The 20767-nt window shown below is 70.5% G+C and carries 18 protein-coding genes; 7 read left to right on the forward strand and 11 right to left on the reverse strand.

The features are described from left to right. Positions 1-201 precede the first annotated feature (201 nt). From ACFULQ_RS02095 to ACFULQ_RS02105, 3 genes are read right to left on the reverse strand one after another with little or no spacing between them, the layout of a single operon-like run. Positions 202-1626 (reverse strand): aldehyde dehydrogenase family protein, encoded by a 1425-nt coding sequence (locus tag ACFULQ_RS02095; protein WP_383536838.1) that lies wholly within the window; start codon positions 1624-1626, stop codon positions 202-204. 2 nt (positions 1627-1628) lie between these two features. Further along, positions 1629-2507, reverse strand: a complete 879-nt coding sequence (locus tag ACFULQ_RS02100) for an SDR family NAD(P)-dependent oxidoreductase (protein ID WP_383536841.1) — start codon at positions 2505-2507, stop codon at positions 1629-1631. Positions 2508-2541: 34 nt separating this feature from the next. Further along, entirely contained in the window at positions 2542-3888 is a 1347-nt protein-coding gene (locus tag ACFULQ_RS02105; protein WP_383536843.1) for a flavin-containing monooxygenase, read from the reverse strand. 344 nt (positions 3889-4232) lie between these two features. Here ACFULQ_RS02105 and ACFULQ_RS02110 point away from each other — a divergent pair, with 344 nt between their 5' ends. Continuing rightward, a complete protein-coding gene (locus tag ACFULQ_RS02110; protein ID WP_383536845.1) occupies positions 4233-5522 on the forward strand; it encodes an MFS transporter in 1290 nt (429 codons plus the stop codon). Between the two features lie 281 nt (positions 5523-5803). After that, positions 5804-6256, forward strand: coding sequence for a DUF5707 domain-containing protein (locus ACFULQ_RS02115; protein ID WP_383536848.1), 453 nt, complete (start codon positions 5804-5806; stop codon positions 6254-6256). A gap of 71 nt (positions 6257-6327) precedes the next feature. Here ACFULQ_RS02115 and ACFULQ_RS02120 read toward each other — a convergent pair whose 3' ends face one another. Continuing rightward, positions 6328-7236, reverse strand: a complete 909-nt coding sequence (locus ACFULQ_RS02120; RefSeq protein ID WP_383537319.1) for a LysR family transcriptional regulator — start codon at positions 7234-7236, stop codon at positions 6328-6330. 132 nt (positions 7237-7368) lie between these two features. On the opposite strand from ACFULQ_RS02120, the gene ACFULQ_RS02125 reads away from it, so the two are divergent. Next, positions 7369-8487: a PrpF domain-containing protein gene (locus ACFULQ_RS02125; protein WP_383536850.1), complete on the forward strand. Its 1119-nt coding sequence runs from the start codon at positions 7369-7371 to the stop codon at positions 8485-8487. After that, complete coding sequence (dctA, locus tag ACFULQ_RS02130; protein WP_383536853.1) at positions 8484-9908, forward strand: C4-dicarboxylate transporter DctA; 1425 nt, start codon at positions 8484-8486, stop codon at positions 9906-9908. Before ACFULQ_RS02125 ends, dctA begins: the two co-directional genes overlap by 4 nt. Before the next feature lie 62 nt (positions 9909-9970). Here dctA and ACFULQ_RS02135 read toward each other — a convergent pair whose 3' ends face one another. Next, positions 9971-11071, reverse strand: coding sequence for an enolase C-terminal domain-like protein (locus tag ACFULQ_RS02135; RefSeq protein WP_383537322.1), 1101 nt, complete (start codon positions 11069-11071; stop codon positions 9971-9973). 137 nt (positions 11072-11208) lie between these two features. Between ACFULQ_RS02135 and ACFULQ_RS02140 the strand changes: the two genes are divergently transcribed. After that, complete coding sequence (locus tag ACFULQ_RS02140; RefSeq protein WP_383536856.1) at positions 11209-11982, forward strand: FadR/GntR family transcriptional regulator; 774 nt, start codon at positions 11209-11211, stop codon at positions 11980-11982. 211 nt (positions 11983-12193) lie between these two features. Beyond that, positions 12194-15352, forward strand: a complete 3159-nt coding sequence (locus ACFULQ_RS02145; RefSeq protein WP_383536859.1) for a DUF1349 domain-containing protein — start codon at positions 12194-12196, stop codon at positions 15350-15352. On the opposite strand, the gene ACFULQ_RS02150 is transcribed toward ACFULQ_RS02145, so the two are convergent. Then, positions 15301-15570, reverse strand: coding sequence for a hypothetical protein (locus tag ACFULQ_RS02150; RefSeq protein WP_383536862.1), 270 nt, complete (start codon positions 15568-15570; stop codon positions 15301-15303). The two genes, ACFULQ_RS02145 and ACFULQ_RS02150, sit on opposite strands and share 52 nt — an antisense overlap. Positions 15571-15601: 31 nt before the next feature. On the opposite strand from ACFULQ_RS02150, the gene ACFULQ_RS02155 reads away from it, so the two are divergent. Beyond that, complete coding sequence (locus tag ACFULQ_RS02155; protein WP_383536865.1) at positions 15602-15766, forward strand: hypothetical protein; 165 nt, start codon at positions 15602-15604, stop codon at positions 15764-15766. A 214-nt stretch (positions 15767-15980) separates the two neighbouring features. Here the strand turns inward: ACFULQ_RS02155 and ACFULQ_RS02160 are convergent, their stop codons facing one another. From ACFULQ_RS02160 to ACFULQ_RS02180, 5 genes are read right to left on the reverse strand one after another with little or no spacing between them, the layout of a single operon-like run. Further along, a complete protein-coding gene (locus ACFULQ_RS02160) occupies positions 15981-17009 on the reverse strand; it encodes a branched-chain amino acid ABC transporter permease (protein WP_383536868.1) in 1029 nt (342 codons plus the stop codon). Further along, positions 17006-17878, reverse strand: a complete 873-nt coding sequence (locus ACFULQ_RS02165; protein ID WP_383536870.1) for a branched-chain amino acid ABC transporter permease — start codon at positions 17876-17878, stop codon at positions 17006-17008. The genes ACFULQ_RS02160 and ACFULQ_RS02165 overlap by 4 nt, the downstream gene beginning before the upstream one ends. Continuing rightward, entirely contained in the window at positions 17875-18603 is a 729-nt protein-coding gene (locus tag ACFULQ_RS02170) for an ABC transporter ATP-binding protein (RefSeq protein ID WP_383536872.1), read from the reverse strand. Before ACFULQ_RS02170 ends, ACFULQ_RS02165 begins: the two co-directional genes overlap by 4 nt. Beyond that, positions 18600-19328 carry an ABC transporter ATP-binding protein gene (locus tag ACFULQ_RS02175; RefSeq protein ID WP_383536875.1) on the reverse strand — a complete coding sequence of 243 codons (729 nt, stop codon included), beginning with the start codon at positions 19326-19328 and terminating at the stop codon, positions 18600-18602. The genes ACFULQ_RS02170 and ACFULQ_RS02175 overlap by 4 nt, the downstream gene beginning before the upstream one ends. Next, the gene (locus ACFULQ_RS02180) at positions 19325-20650 is read right to left on the reverse strand and encodes an ABC transporter substrate-binding protein (protein ID WP_383536878.1); all 1326 of its coding nucleotides are present in this window, start codon (positions 20648-20650) and stop codon (positions 19325-19327) included. Before ACFULQ_RS02180 ends, ACFULQ_RS02175 begins: the two co-directional genes overlap by 4 nt. Positions 20651-20767 lie beyond the last annotated feature (117 nt).

Here is a 20767-nt window from a genome sequence, read left to right on the forward strand (position 1 = left end):
ATCGGAAGCCGAGAGCGAAGGCGACCCCCGTGACGACCCACACCCTCGACAAACCCCCCGGCGCCCCGGGGCCCCCCCCCGCCGCCCGGGGCGCGCCCCTGTCCACGGCCAGCCCGGGGGCCCACGCCCGGCACGCCGAGAGCACGCACCTGACGCCGCCAGGCCGCCCTTCGGGCGACGACGGGAATGTGACGACAGGCCCTAGCGCGTGCGGATCCACACCGTCTTCTCCCTGGTCCACTGGGCGAAGGCGTCGGTGGACCGCTCCGCCCCGCCGAATCCGGACTGTTTCCAGCCGCCGAAGGGGGCGGTGATGTCGCCCTCGCTGTAGGCGTTGACGGAGACCACTCCGGCCTGGATGCCGCGGGCGAGGCGGAAGGCGGTGTCGAGGTCGTGGGTCCAGACGGAGGCGGCGAGGCCGTAGGGGGTGGCGTTCGCCGTCCGGATCGCCTCCTCCTCGGAGGCGAAGGTCTGGACGGTGACCACGGGCCCGAACAACTCGTCGGTGAGGACACTGCTGCCGTCGGGGGCGCCGACGACGACCGTGGGCGGGTAGTAGGCCCCGTGCGGGTGCAGGCCCGCCGGCAGCCCGGCGGTGTGGGCCACGGCTCCGGCGGCGACCGCCTCGTCGACCGCGCGTGCGACCCGGTCGCGCGCCGCCGTGCTGATCAGCGGCCCCGTACGGGTGTCCGGCTTGGCCGGGTCGCCGATGACCAGGGCCCCGGCGGCGGCCGTGAACCGTGCCACGACCTGGGCGGCGATGTCCTCATGGACCAGGATCCGGGAGCCGGCCGTGCAGTTCTGCCCCATCGTCAGGAACGCGGCGTCGATCATGTCGTCGATGAGGTCGGCGCCGAAGTCGAGCGCGTCCGGCATCAGGACCTGCGGGCTCTTGCCGCCCATCTCCAGCGAGACCCGCTTGAAGTTGGTCTCCGCGGCATCGGCCAGGATCCGCCGTCCGGTCGCCGTCGAGCCCGTGAACGAGAGCGCGCCGATGCCGGGGTGGCGTGCCAGCGCCCGGCCGGCTTCCGTGCCGTAGCCGGGCAGGACGGTGAGCACGTCGTCCGGCAGACCCGCCTCCGTGGCCAGCCGTGCCACGTGGAGGGCCGTGCGCGGGGTCGCCTCGGCGGGCTTGAGCAGCAGGCTGTTGCCCGCGGCGAGGGCTGGACCGATCTTCCAGGCGGCCATGGCGAGCGGGTAGTTCCAGGGGAGGATCGCTGCGACCACACCGACCGGCTCCCGGCTCATCAGGCCCAGGTGGTCGTGGCCCGTGGGCGCGACGCGGCCGAAGACCTTGTCGGCCGCCTCCGCGAACCAGCGGATCGACTCGATCGCGCCGGGCACGTCGCCGGTACGGCACTCCGTGATGGGCTTGCCCGCGTCCTCGCAGTCCAGGCGGGCCAGGATCTCGGCGTCGCGTTCCATCAGGTCGGCGAGGCGCAGCAGCACCGCGGCCCGCTCCCGGGGTGGCAGGCCCGCCCACACGCCGGTGTCGAAGGCGCGGTGGGCCCGGTCCACGACCGTGTCCACCTCGTCCGCGGTGGTGGCGGGCAGGGTGTCGAGCGTCTCTCCGGTGGCCGGGTTGACGACCCGGAGCAGACGGCGGTCGTTCGCTTCCGTGGTCATGATCATGCCTCCGTCACGAGTTCCCAGCGGCCGTCGACCTGCCGGGCGAGGCCCCTGCGCCGCAGGTCCTCCAGATACCGGGCCAGACCGCGCTCGCCGCGTCTGCGGAAGAGCGGGAGGAGCCGGGGGAGCAGGTTCGGCATGAGCATGGAGAAGCGGACCAAGAGCGATTCGCCGACGCGCGGATACGCCTCCAGGCGCGGCCGGTCGAGCATGCCGACCACGGCGGCGACGACATCGGACGGCTGCTGCGGCGGGTCCTGGAACTGGAGGGAGTTGCCGCCGCCGACGGCCTCCTGGCGCAGCATCGGGGTGTCGGTCGCCGACGGCAGGACCGAGCCGACCCGGATGCCCTTGGGCTCCAGATCGAGGGCGATGGAGAGCATCGCGCCGCGCAGCCCGAACTTCGACGCCGCGTAGATGGGTGTCTCGCCCTGGGGGAAGATGCCGGCGAGGGACACGGTGGTGATGACGCGGGGGTCGGCGGAGGCGCGCAGCAAGGGGATGGCGAGCCGGGTGGCCACCAGCGGGGAGATCATGTTCAGGTCGATCTCCCGCTCGATGGTCTCCACCGTGCGCACGTCGAACCGCTCGGTGCTGGTCATGCCCACGTTGTTGACCAGCACGTCCAGGCGGCCGAAGGCGGAGCCGACATGCTCGAAGAGGTCCACCACCCCGGCCCGGTCCAGCAGGTCGCAGCCGAGGCCCAGGTGGCCGGTGCCGGGGAGGGCGTCCGCGACCCGCTTCGCGCGCTCCCCGTCGATGTCGACGACGACGCACACGGCGCCGCCGATCGCGAACCGCCGGCACAGCGCGCTGCCGATGCCGCCCGCACCGCCGGTCACCAGCATGACCTTGCCGGTGTAGTCGTAGCCGCTCATGCCGCCGCCTCCTTGCCCGTGCGGTCGTAGCCGCTCATGCCACCGTCTCCTTGCTGCGGACGGTCGGCACCGCCGGAGGGAGTCCCCCGGTGGGCCAGCCCATCGCGGCCGCGACCTTGGTGAGGTACTTGGTGTACGCGGCGCTGTCGACGTAGCCGGTGTGCCGCGGGGAGTCCACGAACCTGAGGCCGCCGGACAGGTCCGGACGGTCGCCCCGGATCATGCGGGCGAACCGCTCCGCGTTCGGCATGCCCCGACGGGCGTCCTGGACGAACCCGGCGATCAACTGGGCCTGGGCGTCGAACAGTTGGTAGGCACCGGAGTTGGTCTCTATGAAGCCCACGCCGAACAGCCCCTCGTGCTCGCGGGAGAACGACGACAGGTACAGGTCGGGGTGCTGTTCGTCCCCGAAGTAGCGCTGGGCGACGGGCACTTTGTGGACGTAGCCGGTCGCCAGCAGGATCAGGTCGAAGTCGTTGCTGCTGCCGTCGGTGAAGTGGACGGTACGGCCCTCGGCGCGCACGATGCCCGGCCGCGCGGTGATGTCGCCGTGCTGGAGGTGGTGCAGCAGCATCGAGTTCACCGTGGGATGCGTCTCGAAGAGCTTGTGGTCCGGCTTCTGAAGGCCCAGGCGGCGCGGATCGCCGTTGATGATCCGCAGGAGCGCGCCGAACAGCTTCTGCTCCAGCCACTTCGGCATCCGGGGACCGACGCCTTCGAGGGTGTCCACGGGCCTGCCGAACAGATGCTTCGGGATGAACCAGTAGCCGCGGCGCATGCTGATCTCCGCGTGGTCGGCGGCCCGGGCCGCGTCGCAGGCGATGTCGCAGCCGGAGTTGCCCGCGCCCACCACCAGGACCCGCTTGCCGCGCAGCTCGTCGCTGCTGCGGTAGCCGACCGTGTGCCGGATCTCGCCGCTGAAGTCCCCTGGGATCTCTGGGGTGTTGGGGTGCCACTGCGCGCCCGTACAGACCACGACCTGCGCGTGCCGGCTGGTGCGTCCGTCGGTCCGGGTGACCGTCCAGGTGCCGTCCGGGTTCTTCGCCACGTCACGGACCCCGGTGCCGAACTCGATCCGCTCGGTCAGCCCGTACGCGTCGGCGAAGGACGTCAGATACGACAGGATCTGGCGCCGCGAGGGGTAGTCGGCGAAGTGGTCGGGCATCGGCCAGCCGCCGAACCCCGAGAGGGTCTTGCTGGAGATGAAATGCGCCGACTCGTACATCGGGCTGCCCGGGTTGTCGATGTCCCACAGACCTCCCGGACCCGTGTGCCGCTCGATGTGCGTGTAGGGAAGCCGCCGCTCACCGAGCGCCCGTGCCACCGCCAGCCCCGCGGGTCCGGCCCCGATCACACATGTGTCGAATTCGGACTCGTTCATGAGCCCACCTCCTCTCGTCGCCACGTTCGGCGTGGGAGGAACTTAGGCAGCGGGTGGGCGCTCACGGACTGACCTGTGCGGCCACAAAGGGGACCGCAGCGGCCAGCCCTTTGACCGGCCTGGCGCGGCGCGGACGGCTGCCCCTGTCACTCGGCCGAGGCTGAGACGGACCCCTGAGGCGCCGGGCCCCCGAGGCGCCGGACCCCTCCACTCAGCCGCTCGTGGCCGCCAGGGTCCCCCGTGTGGCCGTCGGGTGTCCTCCGCCGTGCCGGTCCGCATTCCTACGGTTGCTCCCACTCCCGCACACCCGGCCCGTCCACGGTCCGTGACAGGAAGAGGGCCCCATGACCGCATCCGTCGGAGCGACCGCTCCGGCTCGCTCCCTGGTCAGCGGCCCGCTCGCGGGAGCCCGCCGGGTCACGGCCACCGTGTTCGCCGCCCAGGGCGCGGCGGTGGCCGCCGTGTCCACCACCGTGCCCGCCGTGCAGAGCCATCTGGGGCTGTCGTCCCTGGCGATGACCGCGCTCACCATCGCCCTGACCCTGGCCGCGGGCGTCGGCAGCTTCGCGGGCCTGGCCGCCGTACGCCGCTCGGGCCCCGTCGCCGTCATGCGCGTGGCGGTGCTGAGCGCGGCCGCGGCCCTGCTGTCCGTGGCCTGGGCACCCGGCCGGGCCATCGCCTCGGTGGCCTACGTCCTCTTTGGACTGTCGCTCGGCGCCATCGACGTGTCCGTCAACACCCGCGCGGCCACCGTCGAACGCCTCTACGGCCGCAGCATCCTCTCCTCCTTCTACGCCGCGTGGAGCGCCGCGGGGGTTGCGGCGGCGCTGCTGACGGCAGGGGTCTCCCGGCTGGGCTGGCCGGTCGAGTACGTCCTGACCGCGCACGCCACGCTCGTGGCCCTCCTGGCGTTGACCGTACGGCGGTCCCATGTCCTGCCGCCCGCCCTCTCCCCGCCTGCTGCCGAACCGGAGCCGGCTGCCGAACCGGCGCCCGCTGCCGGACCGGCGCCCGCTGCCGGACCGGCCCCCGCTGCCGAACCGGAGCCGGCTGAAGAGGCCCTGGGCCGACAGGTCTGGGCGCGGCTCGTCCCCTTCGGTGTCGTTCTCCTCGTCGCCTACGTCGTCGACTCCACGGTCTCGGCCTGGTCGACCGCCTACCTCCACCAGACCCTCGCCGCGTCCCTGGCGGCCGCCCCGCTCGCGTACGCGGCCTACCAGGCGGGCACCGTGACCGGCCGGGCGGGCGCCGACCTCATGGTCCGCCGCGTCGGGCCTGCCTCGATGGTCCGAGCCGCGGCGCTGCTCGCGGCCGGGGCGCTGGCCGCCCTTGCAGCGGCCCCGAGTTGGCCGTACGCCGTCGTCGCGGCGGGGTGTGCCGGCCTCGGAGTCGCCGCCCTCACCCCGCTGTGCGTCGCCGCGGCCAGCCGACTGCGACCGGGCGCCCCCGAGACGGTGCTGGCCCGGCTCAATGTCTTCAACTACGTCGGCGTCCTCGTCGGAGCCGGAGCGAGCGGGGGACTTGGGGCGACGGGCCACTTCCGCATCGCCTATGCGGTGCCCGCCGTACTGGCCCTGCTGCTGGTGGCCACGGCAAGCTTCTTCCGGCCCGGCGGCCTCCCCCGCACCGCCTGATTCGGTCGGTGGACGCCGAAGGTCGCGGACATGCGGCGCCACTCGCACGAGTACCTGTTCTCCGTGGAGCAGGCGGCCGAGATCCGGGACGAGCCGGCCTGTACTACGACACTCCTCAGCTGCGGTTCTACTGGTGCACCGGTTCCTGGAGAATCTCCCCTTACCCAGGGCGAGTTGAGTATTCGTACTCACGTCTGGAACGGCTGATGTGGCGAGTATCGGTGCAGCGGCGCAGCGAGCGCGCGCGGTCCGCACCACCGAGAGAGTTACGGAGAACTCCCATGTCCCGTCGTGTCGTTGTGTCCCTGGTCGCCGGCGTCGTCGTCCTTGGCGGCGCCGGAGCCTTCGCCTTCGCCGACGCGGGCGACCAGGCACCCGTCCTGGCCCACAGCACCGCCCGCTACACCGCCCCCGACGGCAGCCGGGACGGCACGCTCACCTTCCGTACGGAGGTCACGGCGTCCTCCGGCGTCAAGAGCGTGCGCGTGCTGGCGTATCCGGCGAGTTCCTCCCTCGCTGAGAAGAAGCCGACTGCGAAGGAGATGACCGCGGCGGAGCCGGCCGACTGCAAGCCCGCCGGCGAAGACACCGCGCGCTGCACCTACACGGTCCGGGTGACCGCCGCCGAGTCCGCGTCGTCCCCGCACGGCCCCTGGCACGTGGCGGTGCTGGCGACGGCCGTCGACGGCAGCACGACCCTGAACACCCAGGCGGCCGGCTTCACCGTACGCTGAACCCTTCGGCCCCGACCGCCTGTTGGCCGGCGACAGTCGCGCTGTCCGGACGACCACGGCCGCCGCGCCCGTCAGTTCCCCCCGGCCGCCTCCGCGCTGTCCCGCAGGAAGCCCGCGAAGGCCTCCGCGGCCGGGGTCAGGGCGTGGTCGCTCATGCGGACGAGAAGAATGCGGCGGACCGGGGCGGGGGGTTGCAGGGGGAGGACGCTGACGCCGCCTCGGATGCCTTCCAGAGCCAGCGTGGGGGCGAGGGCGACGCCGATGCCGGCGGCGACCATGGCCTGGGCCTCCTGGTAGTCGTGGGCCTCGTAGGCGATCTGCGGTTCGAAGCCAGCCGTACGGCAGCTGCGGGCCAGGGCCTCGGCCACCGGGTGGTTCTCCGCACGGGTGATCCAGGCGTCGTCGGCGAAGTCGGCAAGAGCCGCTGAAGCGCGGCCGGCGAGGGGGTGGTCGGCGCCGACGAGGAGGGCCGGAGGGTCGTCCACGAGCGAGGTCACGACGATGTCCTCGCGGTCGATGCGGTTCCAGTCGTAGTCCCACATCAGGGACATCTCGATCTCGCGGTTCTCCAGCATCGCCCACAGCCCGGCGATCCGGGCACTGCGCACCGTCAGCCGTACGTCGGGGTGCGTCCGGCGGAAGGCGATCACGGCCCGGGGGAGCAGGGAGGCACCGACGGTGGGGAAGGTTCCGACCCGCAGTGTGCCGGCGCGCAGTCCGGCGAAGTCGGCGAGTTCGTTCTCCGCGGCTGTCAGCTCGCGCTTGATCCGCTCTCCCCGCTCGGCCAGCGCGCGGCCCGCGTCGGTGAGGGTGACCCCGCGCGCATGACGCTCCAACAGGGGCTGTCCGGCCTCCGCCTCCAGGCGCCCGACCTGCTGAGACACCGCTGACGGCGTGTAGTTGAGAGCGCGTGCGGTCGCCGTGACCGAACCCCGGCGGGCGACCTCGGCGAAGAGCAGGATGCGCCGGACGTCGAGCATCTCGCCACCTCCAGCGTTCACTTCAGCTTAATACCCATGCAGATTTCCGAGATTGTACTTCACGCTGCACGCACCCACTGTGGATCGCAGCCCGCACGGAAGTGCCGTCGGGATTGCGGCGAGGAGTCTGTTGTGTTGCGTCTGCAGGGCGAGATGATCCGCGGAGGAACCAGCAAGTGCTGGATCTTCGACCACCACGACGTGGTGGCGACCGGCGTGGACGCCGACACCCTGCTGCTCGCCGCCTTCAACGCCGCCGACCCCCGCCAGATCGACGGCGTCGGCGGTGCCTCCTCCACGACCTCAAAGGCGGCGATCGTCCGGACCTCGACGAAGCCGGACGTCGACGTCGAGTACGCCTTCGCGCAGGTCGGCATCGGCGACGCACGGGTGGAGTGGACCAGCAACTGCGGCAACTGCGCCACCGCCGTGGCCCTGTACGCCGTTCACCACCAACTGGTGCCTCTCGGACCGGACTCGACCACGGTACGCATGCTCAACATCAACACCGGAGCCCGGCTCAGCGGCACCATCCCCACCTCCGGGCGGACCGCCCCCGACGCGGGTACGGCCCGGGTGCCGGGTACCGCCGCGCTCGGTGTACCGGTGCTCCTCGGTTTCGAGGACCCCGCGGGCACGTCGACCGGCCGGGCCCTGCCGACCGGCCAGGCCCTGGACACGCTGACCGGGCCCTCCGGCACCGTCGAGGCGTCCCTGGTCGACGCCGGCGCCCCGGCGGCGCTGTTCGAGGCCAAGGCGTTCGGACTCGACGGCACCGAGTCCCTCGCCGACTTCGCCACGGCGGTGCCCGCCCTCACCGTGCTGCGCCGCCAGGCCGCCCTGGCCATGGGACTGGTGAGGGAGAGCGACCCCGTCAGCCATGCCGTCCCGAAGGTCGGAGTGGTCGCCCGCCCTGTCGCCTACCGCACCACCGATGGCACCCTCGTCCCACAGGACGAGTACGACCTGGCCGTCCGCATGGTCTCCATGCACGCGCCCCACCCGGCGATCGGTCTCACCTCGGCCGTAGCCCTGGCCACCGCTGCCGCCACCCCCGGCACCCTCGCCCACCGCGTCGCCCGGCAGACCGCCGACGGGACGCTGCGCCTGGGCACCCCGGCCGGTGTCATCACCGCCCGAGCCGTCCCCGCGAAGGAGGGCGCGTCCCCCACGGTGCTGCTGCACCGCGCCGCCCGCCGCATCGCCCGAGCCGAACTCCTCGTTCCCGTCCTGGAAGGACGCCCCGTATGAGCCGCAACGACGCCGCCCCGGGTACCGTCGACGCACCACCGAGCCGCCTGCGCGGTCTGCTGTCCCTGCTCTACGTCCAGTGCCTGATCGGCGTCCTGGCCGGGGCCGCCGTCGGCGCGCTGTGGCCGTCGTTCGGAGCCGATCTCAAGCCGCTGGGCGACGGGTTCATCGCGCTGGTCCGCATGATGATCGCGCCCGTCATCTTCTGCACCGTCGTCCACGGCATCGCCTCCATGGGCAACGCCCGGGCCGTCGGCCGGGTCAGTCTCAAGGCGCTGGTCTACTTCGAGGTCCTGACGACCGTCGCCATGGTGATCGGGCTGATCGTAGTGAACGTCGTCCAGCCCGGCAGCGGACTGCACGTCGACCCCTCGACCCTGTCGACCAAGGGGCTGCCTCCGGAGGCGACCGCGAGCCACGAGAGCCTCTCCGCGTTCCTGCTCGCCATGATCCCGGACACCCTGCTCAGCGCGCTGACCGGCCACGAGATCCTGCCCGTACTGCTGATCTCGGTGCTGTTCGGCTTCGGTCTGAACGCCGCGGGCGAGGCAGGTGCGGGGATCACCCAGGGCATCGAGAAGCTCTCCAGGGTCCTGTTCACGCTCATCCGCTGGGTCATGCGGCTGGCCCCCATCGGTGCCTTCGGCTCCATGGCCTTCACCATCGGCAACTACGGCCTCGACACCCTGCGCCACCTCTTCCTGCTGGTCGGCTCCTTCTGGCTCACCGCCCTGTTCTTCGTCCTGGTGGTGCTCGGCACCGTCATGCGCGTCAACGGCCTGCGCCTGCTGCCCTTCCTGCGCTACATCAAGGAGGAGCTGCTGATCGTGCTGGGCACCTCGTCGTCCGAGCCGGTGCTGCCGCGCATGATGGCCAAGCTCCAGCACGTCGGCGCCTCGAAGCCGGTCGTCGGGATCACGCTGCCCGCCGGGTACTCCTTCAACCTCGACGGCACCGCCATCTACCTGACCATGGGCTCGGTCTTCCTCGCCCAGGCCCTCGGTATCGACCTCAGCCTCACCCAGCAGTTGTCCATGCTCGCCGTGATGCTCCTGACCTCCAAGGGCGCGGCCGGGGTGACCGGCTCCGGTTTCATCGCCCTGGCGGCCACCCTCAGTGCCGTACCGCACGTGCCCGTCGCCGCGCTGGCCCTGATCTTCGGCATCGACCGCTTCATGTCCGAGGCCCGCGCCCTGACCAGTGTGGTCGGCAACGGCGTCGCCACCCTCGCGGTCGCCAAGTGGGAGGGGCAGCTCGACGAGGAGCGCGCCAGGGCCGTCCTGCGCGGCGAGATCCCGTACACCTCGACGCCCGAACCGCAGGCAGGGCCGACGTCCGACCCGCACCCCGGGGCGGTCGAGGAGGCCGCGCCGGAGGCGCTGACCGGTACGGACCGCGAACCGGTGCCCGCCGCGGGCTGACCCACCCCACACCGCCGGTCCGGAGCGCGAGCTCCGGACCGGTCCTTTCCTGCTTTACGCGATCAAGCCTTCGGCGGCGTGGTGGTCTCTTTGTCGACAAAGCACTGAAGGATGGGTGGGTAGTCGAGTCCTGCGGGCAGTGCCACGCCGGGCCCGGCAGGGGCGTGGACGAGTCCCTGTGCGTCGATGCCGCTCTCGCGGCTGATCGGATTGCCCATGACCAGGGACTCGTAGTACGTGGTGTTCGAGATGGCCATGCACAGGTGCCGGTTGGGGATCTCCGGCCCGTGCACCTCGGCGCGCAACCGGAAGGCGTCGGCGAGATGGGCGGTGCGCATGGCGCCGGTGAAACCGCCGCGCAGCTGGGTGGAGGCGCGGACGCCGAAGGTGGCGGCGCCGGCCTGGATGAAGTCGGCCGAGTTCATGTGGGCTCCGTCGGAGGTCTCGGCCACCAGCAGGGGCACCGCCACCGCGTCGGCGAGGCGCTTGTACGCGGTGATGCTGAACTCCCGAATCGGCTCCTCGTACCAGAGGTAATCCGCGTCGGACAAGGCGCGTCCGAGGTAGATCGCGTCGGGGAGGTCGAATCCGGCGGACCCGTCGAACATCAGGGGGATCGCGTCCCCCACGTGTTCCCGCAGGGCCACCGACAGCCGGGCGTCGCGACGCGCGTCGCCCCAGGCGTGGAGCTTGATGGCGGGGTAGCCGAGCTCCAGCGCCTGGTCGGCGATGTCCAGGTACTCCGCCACCGAGGAGTAGGTGACGGTCGAGGCGTAGGCGGGGATCGAGGTGCGGAAACCGCCCAGCATCTGCCAGGTGGGCCGGTCGGCGAGCCTGCCGAACAGGTCCCACAGCGCGGTGTCGACCAGGCCGAGCAGGTAGAGGGGCAGCTCCTCGGTGCGGTCCAGCTCCCACATGCGATGCCAGAGCCACTCCCGCTGGAGCGGGTCCTGGCCCACGAGTTCCTTGCGCAGAAAGCGGTCCAGCACGTCGGCCAGGATGACGGCGCTGCCCCTGCGGGGGGCCATCGCGACGCCCTCGACCCCTTCGTCGGTGCAGATGCGCAGCACCGCGGCCTCGCCGTCCGGCGGGCTGCCCAGCAACCCGGCACGCCAGACGAACGGTGGACTGGCGCCCGGAACCCGGACCGGGTAGCTCTCCATGTTGGCAATGCGCACGGTCGTTACCCCTTGTAATGGCAGCTGCTGCGAAATCTTCGGCAACGTAAGTCGTCATACGAATGCTGTCAAGGAGTCGGAGCAGTAGACTCGGCGATCGTCCACACCGGTGAGGGGGCCCCATGGCGAAGAGCGGTCGAAGCGGCGTCGAGGATCCGTCGGCCCTGAAGCCGTGGCCCAGGCGACCTGCGCGGCTGGCCCACGCTGTGGTGGAGTCCCTCACCGACAGCATCGTCTCCGGTGCCATCCCGCCCGGCTCCACCTTGCCGGTCGAGCCGGAACTGTGCGAGACGTTCGGCGTCAGCCGCATCACCATCCGCGAGGCGGTCAAGTCCCTGGAGGCCAAGGGGCTGGTTCGGGCCCGGCAGGGTTCCGGCACCACGGTCACCCGGTCCGAGGAGTGGAATCTCCTGGATCCCGTCGTGCTGGCGGCCACCGTCCAGCACGACGACGAACTCGTCGTGCTGGACCACCTCGTCGGCGTGCGTTCGGCCCTTGAGGCGCAGATGGCGGCCCAGGCCGCCGACCTCGCCACCGATGACGATCTCCGGGAGGTGGAACGGCTGCTCGGCCGCCTCGACGAGGAGATCGGCGCTCCCGCCCGGTTCATCGAGACCGATGTGCTCTTCCACGACCGGATCATGCAGGCGTCCCGGAACCGGCTCGGTCGTTCCATCATCCGCACCGTCCACACCCAGGCCCGCAGTACGTTCCTGTACAACGGCACTCCCGACGGGCACTCGTGCGAGCAGGCGAACGCCGAGCACCGCCGGATCGTCGAGCGGCTCCTGGCCCGCGACCCCCAGGGTGCGGCGCAGGCCATGACGGCCCATATCGAAGCGGCCTGGAGCCGCCGTCGTATCCCGCCCCCCGAAGCCACCGGTACCACCGGCTGAGCGCATCCCGCGCCCTTGCGTGTGCCGGACCCGTCCCCGAGCCGTCAGGCCGGGGGCGGGTTTCTTTTGTGCTGCGGATCAGTTTCTGCGGCGCATATTGACAGCATACGTATGACGACTAACGTTACGTCGCCGTATCACCTCCGCAATCAGTCCCCCTGTGGGGGAGGACGCCCCGCGCGTGCCCTCTCGCACCTTCGGAAGGTCTCAGATGCGCCCAACCCGCTCCTGCACCCCGCTGCGTGACCGGCTCAGACCATGTCTGGCCGCACTCGCGCTCCTCACCGCCTCCGCCGGGGTCGTCGTCGTGCAGGCGGTGCCGGCGTCCGCCGCCACCGCCGCGATGCTCCATGTGTCCCCCAACGGCACCGGAACCGCCTGCTCGACCAGCCAGCCGTGCTCCCTCACCCAGGCCAAGACCAACGTCCGGGCCATGAACAGCTCCATGACGGGCGACATCGTCGTGGAGGTCGCCGACGGCACGTACCGGCTGACGGGCCCCCTCACGTTCACCGCGGCGGACTCGGGCACCGGCGGTTTCTCGGTGATCTGGAAGGCCGCGCCGGGCGCCCGCCCGGTCATCACCGGCGCACAGCGGGCCACGGGCTGGACCGTGCAGGACTCGGCGAAGAACATCTGGAAGGCCAATGTCGGGACCGGGTTCGACACCCGGCAGCTCTACGTCGACGGCGTCCTGGCGACCAGGGCCCGCTCCACGATCAACCGCGCCGACCTGACCGCGACCACCACCGGCTACACCTTCACCAACAGCGCGCTGAACTACCTCAACAGCCTTGCCAACCCCGGCCGGACCGAGATCCACGGCATCGGCTCCTTCACCGACCGCTACTCCCCGGTGTCCGGCATCAGCAACGGCACGATCACCATGGAGCAGCCGGCCTGGGACGACAACACCTTCGGCTACGACACCCTGACCCAGCCCTTCCGGGCGGCAGCGCTCTACATCGAGAACGCCTACGAACTCCTGGACACGGGCGGTGAGTGGTACCTCGACACGAGCTCCGGCACCCTGTACTACAAGCCGCTCGCGGGGCAGAGCATGAGCACCGCGGACGTCGAGGTGCCGGAGCTGCAGTCGCTCATCGACGTCGGGGGAAGCTATGCCTCTCCCGCCACCCACATCACCTTCTCGGGTCTGCAGTTCTCGGGCACCAGCTGGCTGGGCCCCAGCACCACCGGCTACGCCAGCCAGCAGACCGGCGCGTACCTCACCGGTACCTGGGACCGTCCTTCCGACGCGCTGACCTCCTGCCAGAGCGGCTGCCCGCTGTTCGAGGCGACACGTCCGCACTGGGACCAGATGCCGGCCGCCGTCCAGGTGTCGGCCGCCGACCACATCACCTTCACCGGCAACCGGTTCACGCAGCTCGGACAGGTGGGCCTCGGCATCGGCCAGGACGCCAACGCCCACGCCACCGGGGTCGGCCTCGGTGCCGACACCGTCACCGCAACCGGCAACGTCTTCACCCAGGACGCGGGCGGAGCCATAGCCGTCGGCGGGCTCCAGGCGGACGCGCATCACCCCAGCGACAGCCGGATGACCAACAAGAACATCACCCTGAGCGACAACCTCATCCACGACGTGGCGATCGACTACCGGGACATGTCGGCCATCCTCGCCACCTATGTCAACGGCGCCACGGTGTCGCACAACGAGGTGTACAACCTGCCCTATTCGGGGCTGACCATCGGTTACGGCTGGGGCGTCAACGACCCGGGCGGCAGCCAGGACTACGTGAACCGCGGCCTGTACAACTACCAGCCCGTCTACTCGACGCCCACCACCGCCGCGAACAACCACATCACCGACAACTACATCCACGACATCATGCAGCAGATGAACGACGGCGGCTGTCTGTACACCCTGTCGGATTCGCTCGGCAGCACCTTCGAACGCAACTACTGCCACACCAACAACAACTACTTCGGCTTCTACCACGACGAGGGATCCCGGCACTTCACGGACACCAACAACGTCTTCCGCAACGTGGGCGAGTGGGCCCACGAGAACGCCGGCTCCACCAACAACACCGGTGCCCTGACCGTCCAGAACAACTGGACGAGCAACTCCTCGACCGACATAACCGACGGCAACCGCGGCAATGTCGTCAGCGGCACGGTAGTCGTCTCCGACGGCAACTGGCCCTCCGGCGCCCGCACGGTCATGAACAACGCCGGCATCGAGCCGCAGTACCGGCCCCTGACCACGGACCCCGTCACGGCCCCCTACAGCAGCTACTCCTCCACTCCCGCCCTGACCGGCCAGAGCGGCGGCAGCTTCACCGTCACCGACGCGGGAGCCGACATCTGGGGTGCCGGCGGCCAGCACGACGACGCCTACGGCACCGCCTATCTGGCGAACTCCGCTGTCGCCGGCACCTCGGTGACCGCGCGCGTCGACAGCATCGACAACACCAATGCCTGGGCCAAGGCAGGCGTCGTCCTGCGCAACAGCCTCACCGGCAACGGCTCTTCCCCGGGATACGCGGTGGCTGTGGCGACCCCGAGCCAAGGCGTGTGCTTCCAGTGGGACTCCACCGCGGACGGCTACCTGGACCAGCTGTCGTGCACGTCCTCGACGGTCAAGGCGCCGGTGTGGGTACGGCTCACCCGCACGGCCACCCAGGTCTCCGCCTACTACTCCACCGACGGATCTGCCTTCACCCAGATCGGCTCGGCGGTCACCCTGCCGTCCATGGCCGCCACCCAGGACGCCGGTGTCATCCACACCGCCCACAGCACCACAACCGGCAGTGCGACCTTCAGCAACCTGCGGATCGTCACGTCCCCCTTCAAGGCCTACGGCTCCATCCCGGCCGCGGTGGGCCAGAGCCAGGGAGTGACCTCCCTGACCAACGCGGGCATCGACACCTGGGCCACGAGCGCGCAGCACGACGACGAGTACTCCGCGGCCTACCAGCCCGGAGCGGCCGGAACCTCCTCGACCGTCACCGTCCATGTCGACAGCCAGGACAACACCAACACCTGGGGCAAGGCCGGCCTGATGCTGCGCAACGACATCACCGGCACCGGCTCCTCCACCGGATACGTCGCCCTTGTCGCCACGCCGGGCCAGGGCATCACGTTGTCGTCGGACTCCAACAGTGACGGCTACCTCGACTCCAACACCACCAAGACCGGCAGCGGAGCCATCGCCCCGGTCTGGCTCCGCCTGGTCAGGAACGGCAACTCGGTCACCGGCTCCTACTCGGCCAACGGCACCACCTGGACCACGGTGGGCACCGCGACGCTGACCGGCGCCAACAGCACCGAGGACGCGGGCATGTTCTTCACGGCTCACACCGGAGCGCCCGGCACCGCGAAGTTCAGCCAGTTCTCGGTGAACTGACGAAGCAGTTCGTGTCCCAAGGTCTCCGGGTGGCGGCGTGGTTTCCGCACCACCACCCGGAGATCCGTCATGTGCGCGTTTCGCGGAACCCGGAACTCGGCATGGTGTTCCAGAGCAGCGAGACCCTTTTCGACTGGCTGACGGTGCAGCAGCGACGTCCTGATCGACACCGTCGGCGGCCAGACCGAGCCGCGCTCCTCGGCCAGCCGCGAACTCACCCTGGATCTCGCGGACGTCTCCCTCCTCCCCGTGAACATGATCAACCGCAGTGCGGAGGTCGCCCCCGAGATGCTGCGCCTGCTCCCGGAGCTGTCCTCGGGCGCGCTGACACTGCCGTACGAGAGCTATGGGATGGACGCGCTCGGCGAGGCCCTGGGCGAGATCGTGCTCGACGTGGGGCGTGCCGGGACGTGATCCCCACCTCGCCGTGACAGGCGGGATTCTCTTTCTCGTGCGCACGGTGCGGACGGAGGGGCGTAGCCGATGAACCGCCCGCGCGGAGCCGGCCTTTCGCGGCGACCGCTCCGAGGTGAGTCACCGAGAACGTCCAGCCGTGTTTGCCCGGTAGCGTTCCAGCACGCCGATGGACAGTGCGCCGACTGTACTGCTGCCAGGAGCCATCAACACATCAAGGCCCCTGAGCGGGCCGGACCGTGTGGCGTACCGGGAAGACGGCGAAGCCCGTGCGGTGGGCCAGCGTTCCCCACAGCCCGCGTGGCAGGTACAGCGAGACCACGATGGCCGCCGCGCCGACCACGACCAGGTACCAGACACCGCTCTGCGCGAAGTACTTGTCGAGCAGGAAGTAGGCGACCGCTCCGACGACCGGTCCCTCCACCGTGCCGATGCCGCCGATGACCACCATGAACACCATCAGGGCCGAGTACTGGACCCCGAAGATCTGTGTCGGCGAGGCGACGCCCAGGCTGTTCACGCAGATCACCGCGCCCGCCGCCGCACAGCCCCCCGCCGCGGCGACGTAGATGATCCGCTTGCCGCGGGTGACGTTCACGCCGAGCGAGCCCGCCGCGGTGTCGTCGTCGCGGATGGCCTGCAGGCCCAGGCCGAGTCGGCTGCGCAGGACGGCGTACGTCCCGAGGACGGCCGCCGCCATGACGGCGAGCGCCAGCCAGTAGGTGTACGCCCGCCGCAGCACCGGATCGGCGGTGACATCGGACAGGCTGCGTCCGCTCGCCGCGCCCAGGGAGTCGAAGCGGACCACGATCAGGCGGACGACCTCGGCGATCACCCAGGTTCCGACGGCGAAGTAGCCGCCGCGCAGCCGGAACGCGAGGTACGACAGCGGCCAGGCGATCAGGGCCACCAGCGCGGAGACCACGAACGTGCCCGTGTAGACGTTCAGCCCATGGTCGTTGACGACGAACAGGAGGTAGGCCCCCAGGCCGATGAAGGCCTGCTGGCCCATGGACATCATGCCCGCGTAGCCCGTGAGCAGGTTCCACATGGAGGCGAGGGCCACCAGGTAGCAGAGCTTGACGAGTTGAGCGGTGACGCCGGTGGCCACCAGGTACGGCAGGGCGGCCATGGCCAGTAGGACGACGGCCGTTCCGGTCAGGCCGAGGACCGTCGCGCGGCCACCGCGGTGGACGGCGGGCAACGTGGTCGTCTCCCGGGCGGGGGCTGTCTGGACGGTCATGCGAGGACACTCCTGCCGAACAGGCCCTGGGGGCGGACCACCAGGATGAGGAGGAAGACCAGGTGCCCCGCGAGCAGGGGCAGGTCGGGGGAGATCTGGGCACCGACGGACTGCGCGATGCCGAGGACCATGCCGCCGGCGAGGGTGCCCCACAGCGACCCGAGGCCGCCGATGATGACCGTCTCGAAGGCGAACAGGACGGTGAGCTGGCCCTCGTACGGGGTCACTCCGCCTTGGCGCATGGTGTAGAGCGCACCGGCCAGGGCGACCGTGGCGAAGGCGATGACCGAGGTCAGCGCGTAGATCCGGCGGTTGTCCACGCCCATCAGGCGGACCGTGATGCGGTCGTCGGCCGTGGCGCGGACGATACGGCCCGGCTGGGTGCGGTGGAGGAAGAGGTGCAGGACGGTCAGGACGGCGACCGCCGCCACGACGGTGATCAGCGGGAACCAGCCGATCGCCAGGCCGCCGCCGAGGTCGATGCTCGCGGTGCCGAGAGAGCCCGTGGACAGAGGCTGGGCGTCGTTGCTGAACACCTGGACGAGGACGTTCGGGATGATGAGGGAGATGCCGAAGGTGACCAGCATCGGGGTGAGTTCGCCGAGGCCCATCGCGCGGTCCAGCAGGGAGCGTTGGACGAGGTAGCCGAGCGCGCCGACGGCGGTCATCGACACCAGGACGGTGAGCGGGACGGGGACTCCGTAGTGGGCCGCCGCCACCGAGGCCACGTAACCGCCGAGGATCATCAGGTCGCCGTGGGCGAGGTTGGCGATCCGCATCACGCCGAAGTTCAGGGACAGGCCGGCGGCGGCCATGGCGAAGATGCCGCCGAGCAGCATGCCCTGCACGATCGCGTTGATCCAGGTCATGAGGACGTCACCTCCGGGAGAGTGCCGGTGCCGAAGTAGGCGGCGGTCACCTGGTCGCGGGTGAGTCTGTCGGCCCGTCCGGTGAGCACGATGCGCCCTTCCAGGACGCAGGCGATGCGGTCCGCCACGGCGAGCGTGCGGTTGAGGTCCTGTTCGACGAGGATCACCGTCGTGCCTTCGGCACGGATGCCCGGCAGTGCCGTGTACAGCTGGTCCACCACGACCGGGGCCAGCCCCAGCGACACCTCGTCGAGGAGCAGCAGGCGCGGATTGCCCATCAGGGCCCGGCCGATGGCGACGGCCTGCTGCTCACCGCCGGAGAGCCGGGCCGCCCTGCGGGTACGGCGGTCGGCGACCAGCGGCATCGCCTCGTACACCTTGGCCAGGTTCCATGGGCCCTTGCGCCCGGTGGCGGCGCCCACCTGGAGGTTCTCCTCCACGGTGAGGGACGGGAAGAGCCGGCGGCCCTCCGGGACCAGACCGATGCCTTTGCGGGCGCGCCGGACGTCGGGCTCCGCGGTGACGTCTTCGCCGGCGAAGCGGACGGTACCGGCGAACGGCTTCAGCGCCCCGGCGATGGTCCGCAACAGCGTTGACTTTCCTGCCCCGTTGGCGCCGACCAGGGCCAGCAGCTCGCCCTCGTCCACTTCGAGGTCGATGCCGAACAGGGCCTGGAAGTCCCCGTATCCGGCGTCGACGTTCTGCAAGCTCAGCAGTGCGCTCATGCCGCCGTACCTCCCAGATAGACCTCGGCGACCTCGTCGCTGGCCAGTACCTCGTGCGGGTCGCCGTCGACGCGGATGCGGCCGTAGGCGAGGCAGACCAGCCGGTCGACGACCTGGACCAGCGCCTTGACGACGTGCTCGATCCACAGGATCGTCACGCCGGACTCCTTCAGCGACAGCACGGTGGCGACGAGCTCCTCCGCCTCGGCCTCGGTGAGCCCGCCCGCGATCTCGTCGAGGAGGAGCAGGTCGGGGCCGGTGGCGAGCGCCCGCGCCAGCTCCAGCCGTTTGCGGCCGAGGAGGGGCAGGGAACCGGCGGGCTTGTTGGCGAGGCCGAGCAGCCCGGCGGTCTCCAGTGCGCGCAGGGCCTGTTCGCGGGCGTGGGCGCCGCGCAGCCCGGCTCCCCGCTCGGCGCCGACCAGGGCGTTCTCGAACACCGTCAGGTCGGCGAAGGGGCGCGGTATCTGGAAGGAGCGGCCGACGCCGAGCCGGCATCGCTCGGCCGCGGAGGTGCGGGTGACGTCACGGCCCGCCAGCCGTACGGCGCCCGCACTCGCGCGCTCGACGCCCGAGATCGCGCTCAGCAGGGTGGACTTGCCCGCGCCGTTGGGGCCGACGATGCCGACGGCCTGCCCGCGAGGGACGGTCAGCTCGACATCCTCCAGGACCCGCAACTCGCCGAATTGGACGGCGAGGTGGTCCACTTCCAGCAGTGGAGCGGTCACAGTTCCGCCGCCTTGGCGTCGGTCTTGACCTGCGGCAGCAAGGTGTTGCTGATGACCTTCAGGTCGTACGCCCCACCGCTGCCCTTGACCCACTGGGTGCCGACCATGGGGATGGTGGCGACGTTCTTGACCGGGTTCGCGGCGCCGCCGCCGGTCCAGGAGAGGTGGCCGAGGACAGTGTCGAGGCTGGTCTTCGCGATCTGGGCGGCGACGGCCTCACGGTCCTTGGGGTTCGCGTTGCGCAGGACGTGGTGGGCGACCTCGAACAGCGCGTGGTTGGGGCCGAGCCCCTGGTTCCACGTGCGGCCCTTCGCCAGCGGGGACTTCTCGTAGTCGTCGGCGAGTGCGGTGGCGGTCTGACCGGTGATCGTGGAGGTGAACGGGAACTGCGGCACCCACCAGCTCGCCGTGCACAGCCCGTTGCCGAGGTTGTTCGGCAGGGAGGACACCGACGACTCGAACAGGATGGCCTTGGAGATGGTGGCGACCTCGGGCTTGAAGTTCTGCTGCGCGGCCTGCGTCCAGAACGTCGCGAAGTCCGGCGGCGAGGGCACGCCGGCGAGGATCTCGACGCCCTCCTTCTTGAACTTCGCGATGATCGACGAGAAGTCCTTGGTCCCGGGCTCGTAGGAACCCGGGTCGACGAACGTGAAGCCCTTGGTCGGGGGCTGCGCGCGGTATCCGGTGGTCCTGTCCCGGAAGGCGTTGCCGTCGGAGTCGTTCGGCCACAGCACGCCGACCTTCTTGTTGGTGGCGTGCTGCCGCCACATGTCGCTCTCGACCCTGGCCAGGTGCTCGATGCCGTCGAAGAAGTGGAAGGTGTACTTGAAGGTCTTTTTCGGTGTGCCGCCGCGCCCGAAGAACCAGGCCTGCCAGGGCTCGATGGTCGAGACGCAGGGCACGCCCTCGCTCTCGCACTTGGCCGCCACCGGGTGGATCGTGTCCGGCGTGGCGGTGACGAGGACGAGGTCGACCTCCTGCTGGGAGATCAGCTCGTCCGCGATGGTGGCCGCCTGCTGCGGGTCCGAGCCCGTGTCGCGGTCGAGGATCTTCACGTCGTACTTCTTGCCGTCGTACGTGATCCCCTTGGCGAAGAAGGCACGCACCTGCTCGAGAATGTAGGCGTCGGACTCGGCGAAGGCCGCGTAGGCGCCGGTGCGCGGGCTGACGTAACCGATCTTGATGGTGTCGCCGGTCGATGTACCCGAGCCCTTGAGGCCGGAGGAACAGGCGGAGAGGATCGGGGCGGCCGCCACGGCAGTGGCTCCGAGGCCTCTGAGGACGCTGCGGCGGGACGGCTGGATCGCGGGGTGGTGTTCCATGGCGGGCTCCGGAGGGCCTTGAGCCGCAGGTCACGGGCTGCGGCGGAGGGGTGGAAGTGGCCGAGAACGTAGGCCCGCCGCCCGTGCCTGGACAGGGCACGGATTCGATATGAGAGA

Origin of the sequence: Streptomyces sp. NPDC057253 (genome assembly GCF_042669125.1) — a bacterium.
Taxonomy (GTDB): Bacteria; Actinomycetota; Actinomycetes; order Streptomycetales; family Streptomycetaceae; genus Streptomyces.